Source organism: Westiellopsis prolifica IICB1, assembly GCF_004323185.1.
Lineage (GTDB): Bacteria > Cyanobacteriota > Cyanobacteriia > Cyanobacteriales > Nostocaceae > Pelatocladus > Pelatocladus prolificus_A.
In genome coordinates, this window is record NZ_NAPS01000002.1 from 436,683 (window position 1) to 453,372 (window position 16,690).

Genomic DNA, 16,690 nt, shown 5'->3' on the forward strand with positions numbered 1-16,690 from the left:
GCAATTAAACCAAGAAGTTTCGGGGAAATCAATAGCTGCGAATTTCTGTCTTTTTGGCAAAAATTAACTGAATTTATACCTACAAAAAACAAATTATAAACTAAATAAATTTGTTAATATTCTAGTAGAAGTTGAAAATTAGGTGCTTATGTTATATAATTGCGTGGTTTTACCTGAATAAGTAAGATAGAAAATAGTTTTAACAACTTATAGTATTATTGTGCATGAATCTAGTGGATAAAACAGAAAAAACATTTGCACTTACAACACCGCTATATTATGTAAACGACTTGCCTCATATTGGTAGTGCATATACAACTATCGCCGCCGATGTGGTGGCACGTTTCCAAAGACTTTTAGGGCGTCCAGTACTACTAGTAACTGGTACAGACGAGCATGGGCTGAAAATTCAGCGAACAGCCGAAAATAAAGGTATATCGCCACAAAAGTTCTGCGATGAAATGTCTAGTGGCTTTGTTTCTTTGTGGCAAGTGCTAAATATTAAATATGATCGCTTTATCCGGACTAGCGATTCTCGTCACGAAGCAATAGTTAAAGAATTCTTCCAACGAGTATGGAAAAAGGGTGATATCTACCAAGGACAGCAAAAAGGTTGGTACTGCGTCTCCTGTGAAGAATTCAAAGAAGAACGAGAATTACTAGAGGGACATCGCTGTCCAATCCACACTAACAAAGAAGCAGAGTGGCGAGACGAGAAGAACTACTTTTTCAAGTTATCTAAGTATCAAACCCAGCTGGAAGCGCTCTACCAATCTCAACCAGATTTTATTCAACCAGAAACTCGTCGTAATGAAGTTCTCAACTTCGTCAAACAAGGGTTGCAGGATTTTTCAATTTCACGGGTCAATTTAGATTTGGGTTTTCGAGTCCCAACTGATCCGGAACATACCCTTTATGTTTGGTTTGATGCGCTCTTGGGTTATGTAACAGCATTGTTGGAATCAGACGCAGAACCAACACTAGAAAACGCTTTAACAAAATGGTGGCCGATTAACTTGCATTTAATTGGTAAGGATATCTTGCGCTTTCATGCAGTTTACTGGCCTGCCATGCTAATGTCAGCTGATTTACCTCTACCAAAACAGGTTTTCGGACACGGCTTTTTAACCAAAGACGGTCTGAAAATGGGCAAATCTCTTGGTAATACTGTTGATCCCGTCGCTTTAACCACAATCTACGGTGCAGATGCTGTTCGTTATTACTTTCTTAAGGAAATCGAATTTGGCAGAGATGGCGACTTTAATGAAGGTAGATTCATTGATGTTCTAAATGCAGATTTGGCAAATGACTTAGGAAATTTGCTCAATCGTACTTTAGGCATGGTGAAAAAATATTGTGCTGGTAATGTGCCACCAATTACAAATGAAGATATACCTAATGATAGTGCTTTGAAATCAATCGGTTTATGTCTAGGGGAACAGGTAAAAAATGCTTACGAAGCGTTAGCGTTCGATAAAGCTTGTGACACAATCTTGAAACTGGTACGAGCCAGCAACAAATTTATTGATGAACAAGCTCCTTGGTCTTTATACAAACAAGGACAGCAACAAGCTACAGAAAAAGTATTGTACTCTGTCTTGGAATCAGTGAGATTGGCTGCTTACCTCCTATCTCCAGTGATCCCAAACATCAGTAACAATATTTATCAGCAACTAGGTTTTGAAATCGACTTTAATAACCAAGCACAAACTTCCATTACCGCTCCTTTTGCCATTCATGGCACATGGGGAGTGCTAACTGACAAACAAAAACTGGGTGAACCCTCTCCAGTGTTTAAACGCATAGAACCATCTAAATAATATTAGCTAGTTCTTTCAATCTCTGATTTTGTTTACTTGGTCAGGGCTGATGCAATTAGCCCTGAAAGCTTATCATAAGTTCTTCAAACTCTATGTAAATCTCAAAAATTCAGTATCAATTATTTTTTTGATAAAAATGAGGTATGACAATAATGTTGAATAATCTGGAAAACGACTCGATCTTCACGCCAGAGCAAGTTTTAGAGAATCGAGGTCGTGTTGCCATTTTTATTGATGGCTCAAATTTATTTTATGCAGCACTTCAATTAGGTATTGAAATCGATTATACCAAGTTGCTATGTAGATTAACAGGCGGCTCTAGATTGTTACGTGCTTTTTTTTATACTGGTGTAGATAGAACCAACGAAAAGCAACAGGGCTTTTTACTGTGGATGCGTCGTAACGGGTATCGGGTCATAGCCAAGGATTTAGTCCAACTACCAGATGGTTCTAAAAAGGCCAATTTAGATGTAGAAATTGCGGTAGATATGATGGCTTTAGTAGATTCCTATGATACAGCAGTGTTAGTCAGTGGAGATGGGGATCTGGCCTACGCAGTCAACTCCGTGAGTTATCGTGGTGTGCGGGTAGAAGTAGTCAGCTTGCGTTCAATGACTAGTGATAGTTTAATTAATGTGAGCGATCGCTACATAGATTTAGAAGCCATCAAAGAAGATATCCAAAAAACTCCACGCCAAAGCTATCCCTATCGACCCCTAACAGGTATAGATTTTTTAGACCAACCCAGAGAAATTGAGGGACAGTTGGAAGTTCAAGAATGAAGCAGCAACATCAAGGACAAAGAGGACACGGGGGACACGGGGGAGATGGGAGCAATCTTTCCTCCTTGTCTTCCCCCTCTCCCTTGTCCTCCTTGTCTCCCTCCTCTCTCCCCTCTCCCTCGTCTCTACTCTCCCTTCTACGCACCCGTCCCAGGATTGTATTTTTGACTCTCTCGCTTGTAATTGGACTGGTTTCCTGTAGCGCTCAACCTCGCACATCAAATAAATCACCTGCGGAGAATGTATCTCCTCAAGATGCAGATAGCAAATTAACTTTTTTTGATGTCACTTTAGAACAAGCAGATGAAGTTGGGCGACCAATTTGGAAAGTCGTAGCAAAACAAGCAAAATACACCAAAGAAAAACAAATTGGTCAGGTTGAAACTCCCTATGGTGAGTTATACCAAGATGGAAAAATAGTTTACCAAGTACAAGCAGAAAAAGCAGATATTGAACAGAATGGTAAGCAATTATTTTTGAAAGGTAAGATAGTTGCTACAGATCCCAGCAATGGTGTTGTCTTACACGGTAATGAATTAGAGTGGCGTCCTCAAGAAGATTTATTAATCGTCCGCAACCAAATTAATGGAACTCATAAACAACTAAAAGCAGTAGCAAGGGAAGCACGAGTTAAAACCCGAACTCAACGCATAGATTTTTCTGGGGGAGTAGTTGCGAACTCTCAAGATCCACCATTACAAATGCGGACAGAACACTTAATTTGGCAAATTAAAGATGAAAAACTCATCGCTGATCGTCCAGTACAAATAGACCGTTATAAAAATAATCAAATTACCGACCGTGGTAGCGGAGATACAGCCGAAGTTAATTTAAAAACTAAAATTGCCAGCATTACAAAAAATGCCCAGATAGCATTACTAGAACCGCCAATGCAAATTGTCAGCAACTCTATGAACTGGAATATGAACACAGAAATTGTCACGACAAATGCTCCTGTGCGTGTATTTCATAGGGCTGAAAATGTCACAGTTACTGCTAATCAAGGTGAATTGAGAATTCCCCAGAAAACAGTTTATTTAACAGGTAATGTCAACGGTATAGGACAAAAACGCCAGTCCCTCAAATCTAATACAGCAACTTGGTATCTTGATCAGAAATTAATTGATGCTCAAGGTGATGTAGTTTATAAACAAGTTGATCCGCCGATGACATTTATGGGTGAAAAAGCTGTCGGTAATATTCAAACAGAAAATATAGTTGTTAGTGGTGGTAATTCTCAAGGTAGAGTTGTGACGGAGATTATTCCCAAAGAAAAATTTAAGAGTCAATAGTTAATAGTCAAGCAATGAGTTTAGTGCGTTAGTTATTTGGTGATGTAATCCTAAAAAATAAGTTTTCTTCGTGCCTTGGTGTCTACCCTGCGGGTAGGCGCGTAGCGACTTCTGCAAGTAGCCGCTAGCGCGTCTATGTGGTGAAAAAATAAATTTTATTTAACCACCAAGACACTAAGACACCAAGTCGAATCAGGAAAAACCAGCTAGTATTTAGTTGTGCCGCTTAAACATCGGTAGGGCGAATGCTTCAAGTTGTTCGATTGGACTTTGACAGAATTTCGTGAGCCGCACGGATTCCACTCTCCAAAGCACCGTGAACGAGCGATGCGCGGGTCGGGTGAGTCGCTTCTCCTGCAAAGAAAAGAACCTGATCAAGCGGCTGGGCAAGCTGCGATCGCAATCCTGCACCATTGACGGGCACGTAGGAGTAAGCCATGCGTGAATAGGGATCAGCTTGCCAATTCACAAACATTGCATCGCGTAATCGATCTCCAAGTTCAACTCCAAACATCTTTTCTAGATCATTTAATGCTGACTGGATTGCTCCTTTTTTCCCAAGTGAACCGAGTTTTTCTGCACCCTTCGCTCCCGTGTACGCTGTTAAAATTGCTTGCTCATTCTGCTGTCCCCAGCCCGGTCGCCACCACATCTGAGTATCGAGAGTCGTCAGAAAAATTTCCTGTTTTCGCTCCCAGAATGGGCAATCAAATTTCAAAATGAGCTTGGTGATCGAACCTGAACCGAGTCCGTGAATCGCGCTCAGTTTGGAATCAGGTAATTCTGGTTCAAATGCCACTGCATTTTGCTGAAGCAAGGCAAGCGGAAGTGTGATCACAACTTGTTTTGCCGTGTAAGTTGTGCCAGCTTCCGTTTGAACCTCAACTCTTGCTGCATTCCAGCGAATTTGGGTGACAGGTGTTTGATATCGAATATTCAAGCCTGCGGCAAATTTTTCAAACAAGCGAGTGTAGCCATCTTTAAGCCGGAAAAAGCGATCGCCATCTCCATAGGTTAATTCCATCATTCCGTAAACGCCGAGTTGATCAAGGTTGATCGCAGCGCTTGCACTGACGTAATGATCGGCAATGCTATAAATCTCAGGTGGTAAAGCGATCTGATGTGTAGAGAGAAACTGCGCTAAAGAAAGGTCAGGCTTTCCAGACTGAATCCAATCGGTCAATAACTGGTAGAGGGTATTGTTCTTCAACGACCGGAAATCGAGAAATTTTATTCCAGGCAGCGAAGACCATTGGTTGAAGGAGAGTAGTTTTTGATTGACATACATGAACAGGCGATCATCTCTAGCAAACGTCGGAATGGTTTGCATCCAGTATCGTCGCACCCATTTCCAAGTCAACACCTTTTCGCCTTGGATGTACTCCGCACCGTACTCAATCGGATGGGGTGCAAAGTCATAGTTTGTATGAACTCTTCCACCCAAGCGTTCACGAGCCTCAAGAATCAGAACCGACCGTTTGGCAGTCTGCAACGTTCGAGCGGCGGCTAATCCTGCTGCACCCGCACCGATCACAAGGGTATCGAAATGGGTTTGGTGGGGAGAAACTTGGACAGTCGCTGATTGACTGGTTCTCCTCAGAAACGGAATTTCAAACGGTAAAGACAGCAGCCTATCTAGCGTTCTCATGGGACAAAAATTTGCTTGGATGGAGGTAAAATATGAACACCGTTCATATATTGATAATATGAACAATTTTCACGTTTTGTCAAGCTCAGAAACCAAAGCCAATGTCTCAACCTCATTCCTCACGCTCCCCAAAATCCAATAAAATGCGGCGGCAGCCTCAGCAAGCCCGCAGCCAGGAGCGAGTGAAGCAAATCTTGGATGTTGCAGAACAAATGTTTTTGGAAATTGGATACGAGGCAACCACGACTAGAGCGATCGCGGCTCGTGCAGAAGTGTCAGTGGGGTCGCTTTACCAGTTTTTTCCTGACAAAGAAGCAATTCTCAAGGCGTTAGCAGTTCGCTATCTACAGACTCAGTATCAAAGGTTTCTCGATCTGCACATAGAACAGTCACTCACGCTGCCGCTGCCGAGTTATGTCGATCAGATGATTGATGTCTTCGATCAGTTTTATACCGACTATCCTGGCTCTCGTGCAATCTTTGAGCAATTGCTGGATACGATTACTTGGTCTGCGATCGAGAAAATTGATGAAGTGGAGTATCAAGTCGTAGGTGAACTAGCAAGGTTCTTCCATGTTCGTCAACCCAGTTTGCCGCTGACTAAATGTGAACGCATTGCGCTGGTGATCACCAAAACGATTACTGAGCTTTTATGGTTGTCTCTCAGCCGGGATCAGGAATTTCGTCAAGAGCTTGTGTTAGAAACCAAGCTTCTGACTCTGAGCTATCTTCAACAGTACTTAAGCTAGGAAAACCATGTTGAAGAATGAACAGGAACAATCGATGCTAAAGGGAATCTTTGCTTATATGTTTCTGGCAACCCTAGTTCACTTGTCTTACTGCAATGGGACGGAGCAGGGGATCAACGTCACGCAAGACCTTTTGCGATCAATTCTTAGCACTACCGAGGAACTCTTGCTCGGTAGTCTATAGTTGACTAACCTCTAAACAAAATCTCATTACGATTAGCTGCACCTAGTTTTGGTACATAATTAATACCTAAATGAGGCGTAAGAACACTAGGAACGCTTTCAGTTATTTGCAGTTGCTTGATCAGATGTTGGAGAAACTTATCTTGTTCAGAACGGAATGTGGGTACATAGGGGCCACGGTTAATGATCGCGAACCAAACCAAACCGCGATCGCGTGTAGGCATGACTCCCGCTAAAGCACTCACTTCGTTAAGAGTACCAGTTTTAATCACAGTAGCAACAGGAATGTGTCGGGCGTGCAGCGTTCCTCGGTGATCGAACCCAGAGGTAGGAAATAAGTCTGCTAAATTTAAGCCGTGTGTGAGTGCTTCTTGTTGAAGTGCCATGAACATTGCACAAGCGGCTCTAGGGGAAATGCGATTTTCAACACCTAAGCCGGAACCATTGATTAACTGAATTTCTGATGCTGGAACCCTGGCTAATTGGGCTGCTGTTGACTGGACAACAAAATGACCCCCCACCAAATCTGCTAGCATTTGTGCGATGTCATTGTTGCTGAAAACATTCATCTCCTTAATAATTTGCTTTAAAGGCAAAGAGTAATGACGCACGAGTAAAGTTTGTTGTGGGTTTGGTTGGGCTTGCACTTTCACAGTACCTGCGATCGCAACTTGTGGTTTAGGTGTGCCTTTAGCCATTCGCGAGTATTGAAAAGTAATCCCACGAGTCCAACTGGTGTGATTAAATGCTTGCTTAAGTAACTGTCCTGCTAACAGTGGATCTCGTTGGAAATTCATGGCGAAATAACCAGTAATCACTAAATTACCTGTCACTCGCTTGATTCCCATTTTGTTGAGAGTGTTACCAACAGCGATCGCTTCTTCCCAAACAAACAAAGGATCGCCACCACCAATAATGACTAAATCACCTTTTAACACTCCGTTTTGTATGGGCCCAGTAGCGCTGACTAAAGTCTCAAATTTATGGTTTGGTCCCCAAGTTTTAAAAGCAACTAAAGAGGTTGCTATCTTAGTTAATGAGGCAGCAGGTAAAGGAATTGTACCTTGGTGATTTGCCATCAACATTGGCCCTGACTGTATCCAAATCCCTTGACTCTGGACTGTATTCGCCGCTACTAGTCTTGATGTTGCTAGACCTTGAAGATACTGTTGAACTGTAGTGATTCCAGCTGGATTTGGGTCAGGGGCAACAATTAAGCTAGGGCTACTTTGCAAAGTCAAAACATCTATCGGTTCCAAAGGCTTGATGTGTACTCCAGCCATCTCCAACCACATTGAAACTAAACCTGAACCAATTAACTCCAGCATGATTCACTCCTCATAATTTCTGCAAAGATACTACTGTAAGCAAAAGGCTGTAAAGCATTTATTTTAGGCTTTTTAGTTCTTTTTGACAGATTACCTAGTCCTCTGGCAAGTCAACGCCTGCTTAGTGAAGCAACTTGGACTATTAGCCATCAGTTTACGAAGACATAAAATGTCAAACAAAAGTAGATTACTTTGTTTTCTAGTTTTTCCGAAAATCAATTTCAAATCAGGTAATTTTTCTATTAGGAAACACAAGGGTAGCACATTGGGCATGAGGCATAGCTACAAACTACTAACAACCAACCATGAATCAACAAAGTCTTAAAAAATAAGTCTAGTACGTAATTTATTCAGTATGTATAGGGAGTAATTCATGTTATGTTGGGCTTGTTAGTTGCTTAGTTGAAAGTAGGAAAGATAAAAAATGAAGGATAAAGTAAATACAAACACTAGGGTTTATCCTGATGTTGGTTTGATATTTTATACTTTTTTCTTCTGTATTAAATTGACGGATGCAATTTAGTAGCCACGAATCTACTACTTTCAGCAGAGGCATCTGGTAAAATTTGTAAGGTTTCTAGAAGCTCTGAGCAATGGGATCGACTTGCGTACGAATCGCAATTGACGCAATGGGAGGGGATCACGCACCCGGTGAAATCGTCGCTGGCGCACTACGAGCTAGGGATGAGTTGGGTGTGGAAGTTTTGTTGGTGGGTGATCCCCAACAAATTGAAGCAGTACTGCCACCAAAAACCAACTTGGGGCAGGTGCAGATCGTTCCGGCTGAGGACGCGATCGCGATGGATGAGGAGCCTTTAAGCGGCGTAAGACGCAAACCCAAGGCTTCGATTAACGTGGCGATGGATTTAGTCAAGCAGGGACAGGCAGATGCTGTGATTTCTGCCGGTCACTCAGGCGCAGCAATGGCCGCAGCATTGCTCCGCTTGGGACGACTGCCGGGAATTGATCGCCCAGCAATTGGCGCGGTTTTTCCCACAATGATAGCTAGCAAGCAAGTACTGATACTTGATGTCGGCGCTAATGTAGACTGCCGTCCAAAATTTTTAGAGCAGTTTGCTGTTATGGGGTCGGTTTATAGTCAGTATGTCTTGGGTGTTCCGGAACCGAAAATAGGTTTATTGAACATCGGTGAAGAAGACTGCAAAGGCAATGATGCAGCGGTTCGCGCCCATCAAATGCTGCGGGAAAACTCTCAGATTGCCTTTGTTGGCAATGCTGAAGGACGCGATGTACTCTCTGGTCAATTTGATGTGATCGTCTGTGACGGCTTTGTAGGCAATGTCTTGCTGAAATTTGCCGAAGCAATTGGAGAAGTAATGCTGCAAATTGTCAGGGAAGAGTTACCCCAAGGATTGCATGGTCAACTCGGTACAGCAATTTTAAAACCCAACCTGAAGCGAATTAAACAGCGGATGGATCACGCTGAACATGGAGGTGCTTTGCTTTTAGGTGTAGACGGCATTTGCATTATTGGTCATGGCAGTTCTCAAGCACCTTCAATTTATAATGCCATTCGATTAGCAAAAGAAGCCGTGGATCACCAGGTGCTGCAAAGAATTCAATCTAAATATCAAAGTAAATCCTCCGGGCAACTGTTGCCCGAAAACAGTCAATAGTCAATGGTCATTAGTCATTAGTCATTGGTCAGAAAACAAGACAGGTGACAAGTGACTATTGACAAGTGACTATTGACTATTGACAAAATGCTAATAGCTTGGGAGAACCCGGAGTGCAACACGTAGGAATCGCAATTACAGGAAGTGGTTCAGCAGTACCAGCTACTTTTCTGGATAATCAAAGACTCACAGAACTGGTTGAAACCTCAGATGAATGGATAACTACAAGAACAGGAATTCGTGAACGCCGTTTGGCAAAAGCAGGTGAATCTTTAACAGAACTTGCCACTACTGCCGGCACTCAGGCGATCGCCATGGCTGGAATTACACCACAACAGTTAGATCTGATTCTACTGGCAACCTCTACGCCTGATGACTTGTTTGGCAGTGCTTGTCAAATCCAAGCCAAATTAGGAGCAACAAGAGCAGTAGCATTTGATATGACAGCTGCCTGCTCAGGCTTTATATTTGGATTGGTAACAGCGGCCCAATTTATCAAAACTGGTGTATACCAAAATGTTTTGCTCATCGGAGCAGATGTTCTCTCTCGTTGGGTAGACTGGGAAGACCGACGTACCTGTGTATTATTTGGTGATGGTGCCGGAGCAGTAGTATTGCAGGCAAATGAAAGCGATCGCTTACTGGGATTTGAACTCAGAAGCGATGGCACTCAAAACGATTGTCTCAACCTTCCCTATACACCTGACACTACAGAACTACTCCCAGGTGTTGTTGTTGGTAGAGGTAACTTCCAACCCATAACCATGAACGGCAAAGAAGTTTACCGCTTTGCTGTCCAACAAGTGCCAGAAGTCATCGATAAAGCCTTGTTTCGTGCAAACCTCACCATTGAGGAAATAGACTGGCTACTATTACATCAAGCTAATCAGCGTATTCTTGACTCTGTTGCCCAGCGCTTAAATATTCCGGAACAAAAAGTTATTAGCAATCTGGCTTACTATGGCAACACCTCTGCCGCTTCTATTCCCCTTGCCTTGGATGAAGCAGTGCGGCAGGGTAAAATCAAACCCAATGATATCATCGCCACATCAGGTTTTGGTGCTGGACTGACTTGGGGAGCTGCAATTTTTAAATGGGGACGGTAACATTTGTCAAAAGTTCAGTGTCAAGAGTCCATAGTCAATAGTACAGAGAATTTAAAATTGACATTTGACCCTTGACCCTTGACACTTGACCCTTGACACTTGACCCTTGACACTTGACACTTGACACTTGACTGTTGACTAATGACAAAAACCGCATGGGTATTTCCTGGACAAGGTTCCCAATCATTGGGAATGGGAACAGATTTGATACATCTACCTTTAGCAAAGGAAAAGTTTGCTCAAGCCGAAGAAATTCTAGGCTGGTCTGTAATTGAGATTTGCCAAAATGATGCCGACAAGCTATCACATACTCTCTACACTCAGCCTTGTTTATATGTGGTAGAAAGCATTCTGGCTGATCTCCTACGAGAAAAAGAACAACCAGATTTAGTTGCTGGTCACAGTTTAGGAGAATATATTGCTCTTTACGTTGCTGGTGTGTTTGAATGGTCTGCGGGGTTACGCTTGGTAAAACGCCGTGCCGAACTGATGGATAGTGCTGTTGGTGGAATGATGGCGGCTTTAATGAATTTTGACCGAGAAAAACTAGAAAAAGTCATTGCCGAAAATCCTGATGTTGTTGTCGCAAATGATAACAGCCCTGCCCAAGTTGTAATTTCTGGCACACCGACAGCGGTACAGGAAGTTATATCTCAAGTGAAGGCAAAACGTGCAATGCCTCTGAAAGTGTCTGGTGCATTTCATTCACCTTTGATGACAGAAGCTGCAAACGAGTTTCAAGAAATCTTAGCCTCAGTAGAATTCCATAAAGCAAGAGTGTCAGTTTTATCTAATGTAAAACCAACTCCAGCGACAGAAGCAGAAGTTTTAAAAGAACGCCTGATCCAGCAAATGACTGGGGGAGTACGCTGGCGAGAAATTGCACTAGCACTACCAGAAAATGGAATTGAGAAAGTAGTGGAAATTGGCCCTGGTAACGTCTTAACTGGCTTGATTAAACGCACTTGTTCAAATTTAGTTTTAGAAAATATCCGTAATTTAGCTGAGTTACCTGTTTAGCTTTTGCAATTTGGAGAATTAGGAGAAGCGATCGCTTCTCTTCAAATTCTGTCTGAATTATTTTACTATCAGGTAGGGTTGATGTTCGCTTCAATAGACCTGTAACGCTGTCTGACTCTGAACCCGAACCTGATGTAGCGATTGTGCATCTTCCAGAGTCTGCTTACACGGCTCGTCATCCCGTCCCTAAAGATATCTTCTGGATTATAGAAGTAGCGAAAACAAGTTTGAACAAAGATTTAGCTTATCCCTGTTGTGTCACTTTAGGCAGAGGAAAAATAGAATTCAGGGTGAGCCAGGAAGGTGAAAATTGGAGAAGTTAGCCTATAAGCAATAGATTGAAGTTTAGAAAAACCTAAAGAAAGCTGAGGAATGGGAAAAATTGTTAACCAGGGATATATGAGGTTAAATAAAACGAAAGGTTGAATAACTAAACGCAGATTGTTGAGAATATTCTTCCAACCTTTACCATTATCCCACCAGGGGTGAGAAGCGAATGCTGATTGAGGATCTGGAGGAGAAGGACGCAGAGATTCTGAATGAAGGCTAACCATGAGGTAGGCACTACAAACAATCTCCCACCAGCGTTCAATATCTTCATAGCGAGTAAAACGATAATCAGCCCAACCTAATTCATTCTTACTTTGTTTTAAACCATATTCTACCCATGTTCTTAACCCATAAAAATTCCCAACCTCTCTAGGTGTAATGTCGGGATATTTGCTCATCACATACCAGGTAGAGTTTCCAGGTAAGTTATCCGTATCTGTAGTAATTTGCCAATACCTATGTTCTCCACGTTTGCCGTGAATTATTTCTCGAATAAACCGATTCTCACTGCTTAAGTCAGAGAAAACTCTTTTAAATCTTTGCCACTTTAAGTATTGAGTGTAATGCCCTTTAAGTAAGTCTACAGAATGATTTGAGCGAATTGCCACTAAATAATTTAACTCAAGTTCATCTAACACTGATATGAAATTCGTCCCGCTCTCTCCATATAAACTATCTGCCAGCACTAAGTTGAATTTGAAACCCATTAACTGTAGTTTTCTGATTAGCATCGCCCCGATTTGAGGCTTGGTAAGATACTTATCTCCTGGCTTTAATTTTTCTCTTGGTTTGTATACTTCAAACAGTAGTGGGAATGTCATTCCACAGAACACACCATAAGCTGTGACTGCCACAACTCCATTTTCTACTTTTCCTAGATTGCCTATATACTGGCGTTTCACATAATCTGTCTTATTACCTTTCTTTTTATCTCCGGTTTCATCAATAATTAAAATGATTGGTCTTCCTTTTAGTACCTCTAAAATTAGTGACAATCGCAAAGCTCTTAACTGTTCTACTTCCCAAGATGATGTAGTTAAGAAATGGTGCAGTCCTTGATAGTTATCTAGCCCGACAATTTTCGCTATTTCAGGTAGACTTTTCCGTTTTAATTCAGAAATACATCCTATATGCAGATACTTAAAAGCTTCAAAATTTCTGACATCTGAAAACAGCCTTTTATACCAAAGACAATATTCATCCACAAATTTAACGGTTTCTTTGGGTGGACGAGGCTCTACCATGCTCTGTGTCTTCGTTCTGGGCTTTGTACATCCTTATACTACCGCGATAGTGACACAACAGGGTTATTCAATAAGGTCGAAAACAAAAAGATAAAAATGAAAACTTCATACCAATACAAAATTAAACCCACTAGAGAGCAAGCAGAAAAAATCGATAAAACACTGGAAATGTTGCGTTGTCAGTATAATTATTTGCTTGCTCAGAGGTTTGATTGGTATGAAATGAATCGTTGTTCTATTGATAGATGCCCGTTAATTTGCCATATATCAGAATTAAAAGAGCAACCTAATTACTACAACCAAAAAGCGTCTTTAGTTCAACTTAAAATTGACAGACCTTGGTACAAAGAGATTCACTCCCAAGTGCTGCAAGAAGTCCCTAAAAAGGTTGAGTTAGCTTTTGATAGTCAGTTTGTAACTATACTTTCAAACAAAGCCGTAAATGCTGGTTTAAAGGTAATAACTGTAAATCCAAACGGTACTAGTCAAGAATGTTCCAACTGTGGTCACAAAGTTAAAAAGCCGCTATCTCAAAGAATGCATAATTGCCCAGTTTGTCATACAAGTTTGTGCAGGGATTTGAACGCGGCTATAAACATAAAGGCGCGTGGGACGCACGCCCTTAAAGCTCAGATTATGTCTTCAAAGAAGAGTCTCTGAGAAGCCCGCGCTGTACACGAAGTGTCAGCGTCGGGTACGTCACAAGTATAGCCTCATGTTCTGAGTTAAGCACTTTGGCGATCGCTCATAATAAAATTAAAGGCGTTACTGAATTTGGTCATGAATGATGTTTGTGTACATATTTGTCGTTCGATACGAAATCCTTGTAGAGACGTAGCAATGCGACATCTCTACATAAGCGTGAATTATAAATTTATATCTTGATTCAGCAACGCCGGATTAAAAGTCTCTGTCACCCTCTAGCATTTCTTTACCAAATACTTTTATACAGCAACGAAGAGCTAATTTCACCAATCTTAATATTTTAGGAAATAAAAATGCAAACAAATACAAATTGGCGAATAGGATCTTTATTTGGCATTCCTCTATTTTTAGATCCCTTGTGGTTTGTGATTTTAGGGTTAGCAACCCTCAACTTTGGTGTAGCTTACCAGGAATTAGGGACTGTTTGGGCTTGGAGTGCAGGAGTAGTTATGGCACTACTGCTGTTTGCTTCGGTGTTGTTACACGAGTTGGGTCACAGCTTGGTGGCGCGATCGCAAGGTATTAAAGTAAATTCTATTACTTTGTTTTTGTTTGGTGGGATTGCTGCGATTGAAGAAGAATCGAAAACTCCCGGTAAAGCCTTCCAAGTGGCGATCGCTGGGCCAGCAGTGAGTATTGCTCTATTTTTACTATTGCGCTTGGCTGCTGATGTATTACCTAATACTAGCTCGCTACGAATCATGATTGGAGATTTAGCGAGAATAAATTTAGTCTTAGCCTTATTCAATTTGATTCCTGGCTTACCTTTAGATGGGGGACAGGTGTTAAAAGCAGCAGTATGGAAAGCTACAGGTAATCGTTTTCAAGCTGTACACTGGGCAGCAAAAACAGGACAAATTTTAGGTTATGCTGCGATCGCTCTGGGCTTGGCAGTAGACTATTTTACAGGTGAACTAGTTACGGGTTTGTGGATTGCTTTGTTGGGTTGGTTTGGTATCCGCAACGCCACGACTTATGATCGCATCACGATTTTACAAGAAACATTGTTAAAAGTAAAAGCTAGTGACGCCATGACTCGCGATTTTCGCATAGTCGATGCTAACCAGACTTTACGTTCATTCGCCGATTTATATTTATTAGAAACAACTCCTGTACAGGTTTATTTTGCTGAATCCGATGGACGTTATCGGGGTATGGTTGCTATTGATGACTTGCGAACAGTAGAAAGAAGTGAATGGGAAACCAAAACTGTGAATGCGATCGTGCATCCCTTGACAGAAATTCCCACAGTTGAAGAGTCAACTAGTATTGCGGAAATTATTAACAAGCTGGAAAACGAACATTTACCCCGCGTTACCGTGCTTTCCCCTGCGGGTGCTGTTGCGGGTATCGTTGACCGAGGGGATATTGTCCGAATACTGGCGCAAAATCTAGGTTTGCGGATCACTGATGCTGAGATTAAGCGAATTAAAGAAGAAGGAAGTTATCCACAGGGTTTACAATTACAGGCGATCGCAAAATCAACCACGAATTCACAGTGATCAGTTAGCTAGAGACGCGAGGAACATCGCGTCTGTACAGTTATCAGTTAGATAAGTATTCTCTGTTAAGAGTTAAGAGTTCCCTATTTTGAGTTAGCCATTTATACCAATTTTCTAGCCCAATTCCGGTGAATGCTGAAACTTGAAAAATCTGAATCTGGGGATTGACCTGCTGGGCATATTCTATACATTTTTGCACATCAAATTGCACGTAAGGCAGCAAATCAATTTTAGTGAGAAGCATAACTTCACTAGCGCGGAACATGTGAGGATATTTAATTGGTTTATCTTCTCCTTCTGTCACAGAGAGAATTACGACTTTGAGGTTTTCTCCTAAATCAAATAAAGCTGGACAAACCAAATTACCAACGTTCTCAATCATCACAACTGAATCTAGTGATGGATTAAGTTGTTGCAGTCCTTTTTCGATCATGGCTGCATCAAGATGACAGCCTGTACCTGTGTTGATTTGAACGACTTTACAGCCTGTTTCTTGAATTTTTTTAGCATCATTTATAGTTTCTTGATCACCTTCTATCACACTAATATTTAACTGTGTTTTTAAATCATTGATAGTACGAGTTAAGAGGGTAGTTTTACCAGCACCGGGAGAACTCATAAGATTTAATGCGAGGATATTTCTGCCTTTAAACCATCCCCGATTTTGGGCTGCAATTAAGTTATTTTTAGCTAAAATATCTTGTTCTAATGATATTGTTGTGCTATGGATTTTGGCATGAATATGTGATGCTGTTTGGTGAGAATGATCGTGACTGTGAGAATGAGTAATGACAGTGCCATCGGGTAAAGTGTGGGTGTGATGATCATGATGATGGTTATGTCCGTTGATATCAATTGACGTGACTGTACCTGTTTCCAAATTAGAGATTTTGGCGTCATCATCATCTGAACAACCGCAAGTTACACACATACTTCCTCAATTTCAATTTCTTTAATTTTCAGTTCTTGACCAGCGATTAAATCTATATGTTTACTACCACATTTACATTCACCAAAGAGTTGTTCTAGAGCAATTTCGGCATCACATTGGCGACATTTACCTAAGCCTGCTATTTCTAAAATTTCTAATTTTGCTCCTTCTAAAACTGTTCCTTGGGAACAAATATCAAAACAAAATCGGATTGCATCTGGCATGATAGCTGAAAGTTTGCCTATTTCTAATAGTACTCGTTTTACTTTTGAGCCGTGGGCATGTTCGGATACAATTGCTACGATATTTTGGGTAATTCCTAATTCGTGCATTTTGAGTTTGCTTAAAGTTTTTAATTGTGAGTTGTGAATTTTTTTGATTAACAAACCGCGTTCGACAAAGTCCTTCCCGGA

General features: G+C 41.4%; 15 protein-coding genes. 10 read left to right on the forward strand and 5 right to left on the reverse strand.

Annotated elements, in window-relative coordinates; all coding sequences use genetic code 11:
• The first annotated feature begins 224 nt into the window (after nt 1–224).
• From metG to lptC, 3 genes are all read left to right on the forward strand, one after another.
• The gene (metG, locus tag B4U84_RS16145; protein WP_131119430.1) at nt 225–1,820 is read left to right on the forward strand and encodes a methionine--tRNA ligase; all 1,596 of its coding nucleotides are present in this window, start codon (nt 225–227) and stop codon (nt 1,818–1,820) included.
• Nucleotides 1,821–1,972: 152 nt separating this feature from the next.
• The gene (locus B4U84_RS16150; protein ID WP_016864519.1) at nt 1,973–2,602 is read left to right on the forward strand and encodes a LabA-like NYN domain-containing protein; all 630 of its coding nucleotides are present in this window, start codon (nt 1,973–1,975) and stop codon (nt 2,600–2,602) included.
• Entirely contained in the window at nt 2,599–3,894 is a 1,296-nt protein-coding gene (lptC, locus tag B4U84_RS16155; RefSeq protein ID WP_131119432.1) for an LPS export ABC transporter periplasmic protein LptC, read from the forward strand. Before B4U84_RS16150 ends, lptC begins: the two co-directional genes overlap by 4 nt.
• 250 nt (nt 3,895–4,144) lie before the next feature.
• Here the strand turns inward: lptC and B4U84_RS16160 are convergent, their stop codons facing one another.
• On the reverse strand, nt 4,145–5,608 hold the full coding sequence (locus B4U84_RS16160) for a flavin monoamine oxidase family protein (protein WP_242677653.1): 1,464 nt from the start codon (nt 5,606–5,608) through the stop codon (nt 4,145–4,147).
• A 77-nt stretch (nt 5,609–5,685) separates the two neighbouring features.
• Between B4U84_RS16160 and B4U84_RS16165 the strand changes: the two genes are divergently transcribed.
• On the forward strand, nt 5,686–6,291 hold the full coding sequence (locus tag B4U84_RS16165) for a TetR/AcrR family transcriptional regulator (protein WP_196797861.1): 606 nt from the start codon (nt 5,686–5,688) through the stop codon (nt 6,289–6,291).
• A 188-nt stretch (nt 6,292–6,479) separates the two neighbouring features.
• Here the strand turns inward: B4U84_RS16165 and B4U84_RS16170 are convergent, their stop codons facing one another.
• On the reverse strand, nt 6,480–7,802 hold the full coding sequence (locus B4U84_RS16170; RefSeq protein ID WP_131119434.1) for a D-alanyl-D-alanine carboxypeptidase: 1,323 nt from the start codon (nt 7,800–7,802) through the stop codon (nt 6,480–6,482).
• 593 nt (nt 7,803–8,395) lie between these two features.
• On the opposite strand from B4U84_RS16170, the gene plsX reads away from it, so the two are divergent.
• The 4 genes from plsX (at nt 8,396) to B4U84_RS16195 (ending at nt 11,888) form a co-directional block, all read left to right on the forward strand.
• Complete coding sequence (gene plsX, locus B4U84_RS16180) at nt 8,396–9,439, forward strand: phosphate acyltransferase PlsX (protein ID WP_131119436.1); 1,044 nt, start codon at nt 8,396–8,398, stop codon at nt 9,437–9,439.
• Nucleotides 9,440–9,552: 113 nt separating this feature from the next.
• The gene (locus tag B4U84_RS16185) at nt 9,553–10,545 is read left to right on the forward strand and encodes a beta-ketoacyl-ACP synthase III (protein WP_131119438.1); all 993 of its coding nucleotides are present in this window, start codon (nt 9,553–9,555) and stop codon (nt 10,543–10,545) included.
• A gap of 141 nt (nt 10,546–10,686) precedes the next feature.
• Nucleotides 10,687–11,565 (forward strand): ACP S-malonyltransferase, encoded by an 879-nt coding sequence (fabD, locus tag B4U84_RS16190; RefSeq protein ID WP_131119440.1) that lies wholly within the window; start codon nt 10,687–10,689, stop codon nt 11,563–11,565.
• Nucleotides 11,566–11,624: 59 nt separating this feature from the next.
• Nucleotides 11,625–11,888, forward strand: a complete 264-nt coding sequence (locus B4U84_RS16195) for a Uma2 family endonuclease (protein WP_278248353.1) — start codon at nt 11,625–11,627, stop codon at nt 11,886–11,888.
• Here B4U84_RS16195 and B4U84_RS16200 read toward each other — a convergent pair.
• Nucleotides 11,829–13,139, reverse strand: a complete 1,311-nt coding sequence (locus B4U84_RS16200) for an IS701 family transposase (protein ID WP_131119076.1) — start codon at nt 13,137–13,139, stop codon at nt 11,829–11,831. The two genes, B4U84_RS16195 and B4U84_RS16200, sit on opposite strands and share 60 nt — an antisense overlap.
• Nucleotides 13,140–13,235: 96 nt before the next feature.
• On the opposite strand from B4U84_RS16200, the gene B4U84_RS16205 reads away from it, so the two are divergent.
• Nucleotides 13,236–13,799 carry a zinc ribbon domain-containing protein gene (locus B4U84_RS16205; protein ID WP_020479984.1) on the forward strand — a complete coding sequence of 188 codons (564 nt, stop codon included), beginning with the start codon at nt 13,236–13,238 and terminating at the stop codon, nt 13,797–13,799.
• A 338-nt stretch (nt 13,800–14,137) separates the two neighbouring features.
• Nucleotides 14,138–15,346 carry a site-2 protease family protein gene (locus B4U84_RS16210; RefSeq protein WP_131119442.1) on the forward strand — a complete coding sequence of 403 codons (1,209 nt, stop codon included), beginning with the start codon at nt 14,138–14,140 and terminating at the stop codon, nt 15,344–15,346.
• Between the two features lie 43 nt (nt 15,347–15,389).
• Here the strand turns inward: B4U84_RS16210 and hypB are convergent, their stop codons facing one another.
• Together hypB and hypA are read right to left on the reverse strand one after the other, a co-directional pair.
• Entirely contained in the window at nt 15,390–16,277 is an 888-nt protein-coding gene (gene hypB / locus B4U84_RS16215; RefSeq protein WP_131119444.1) for a hydrogenase nickel incorporation protein HypB, read from the reverse strand.
• Nucleotides 16,268–16,609: a hydrogenase maturation nickel metallochaperone HypA gene (gene hypA, locus B4U84_RS16220; RefSeq protein ID WP_026081851.1), complete on the reverse strand. Its 342-nt coding sequence runs from the start codon at nt 16,607–16,609 to the stop codon at nt 16,268–16,270. The genes hypB and hypA overlap by 10 nt, the downstream gene beginning before the upstream one ends.
• Nucleotides 16,610–16,690: the final 81 nt, after the last annotated feature.

Bases quoted from the DNA above. Each gene is read 5' to 3' on its own strand.
- plsX (WP_131119436.1), top strand. From the start codon at position 8,396: ATGGGATCGACTTGCGTACGAATCGCAATTGACGCAATGGGAGGGGAT.
- B4U84_RS16205 (WP_020479984.1), top strand. From the start codon at position 13,236: ATGAAAACTTCATACCAATACAAAATTAAACCCACTAGAGAGCAAGCA.
- metG (WP_131119430.1), top strand. From the start codon at position 225: ATGAATCTAGTGGATAAAACAGAAAAAACATTTGCACTTACAACACCG.
- B4U84_RS16150 (WP_016864519.1), top strand. From the start codon at position 1,973: ATGTTGAATAATCTGGAAAACGACTCGATCTTCACGCCAGAGCAAGTT.
- B4U84_RS16200 (WP_131119076.1), bottom strand. From the start codon at position 13,139: ATGGTAGAGCCTCGTCCACCCAAAGAAACCGTTAAATTTGTGGATGAA.
- lptC (WP_131119432.1), top strand. From the start codon at position 2,599: ATGAAGCAGCAACATCAAGGACAAAGAGGACACGGGGGACACGGGGGA.
- hypB (WP_131119444.1), bottom strand. From the start codon at position 16,277: ATGTGTGTAACTTGCGGTTGTTCAGATGATGATGACGCCAAAATCTCT.
- fabD (WP_131119440.1), top strand. From the start codon at position 10,687: ATGACAAAAACCGCATGGGTATTTCCTGGACAAGGTTCCCAATCATTG.
- B4U84_RS16170 (WP_131119434.1), bottom strand. From the start codon at position 7,802: ATGCTGGAGTTAATTGGTTCAGGTTTAGTTTCAATGTGGTTGGAGATG.
- hypA (WP_026081851.1), bottom strand. From the start codon at position 16,609: ATGCACGAATTAGGAATTACCCAAAATATCGTAGCAATTGTATCCGAA.
- B4U84_RS16165 (WP_196797861.1), top strand. From the start codon at position 5,686: ATGCGGCGGCAGCCTCAGCAAGCCCGCAGCCAGGAGCGAGTGAAGCAA.
- B4U84_RS16210 (WP_131119442.1), top strand. From the start codon at position 14,138: ATGCAAACAAATACAAATTGGCGAATAGGATCTTTATTTGGCATTCCT.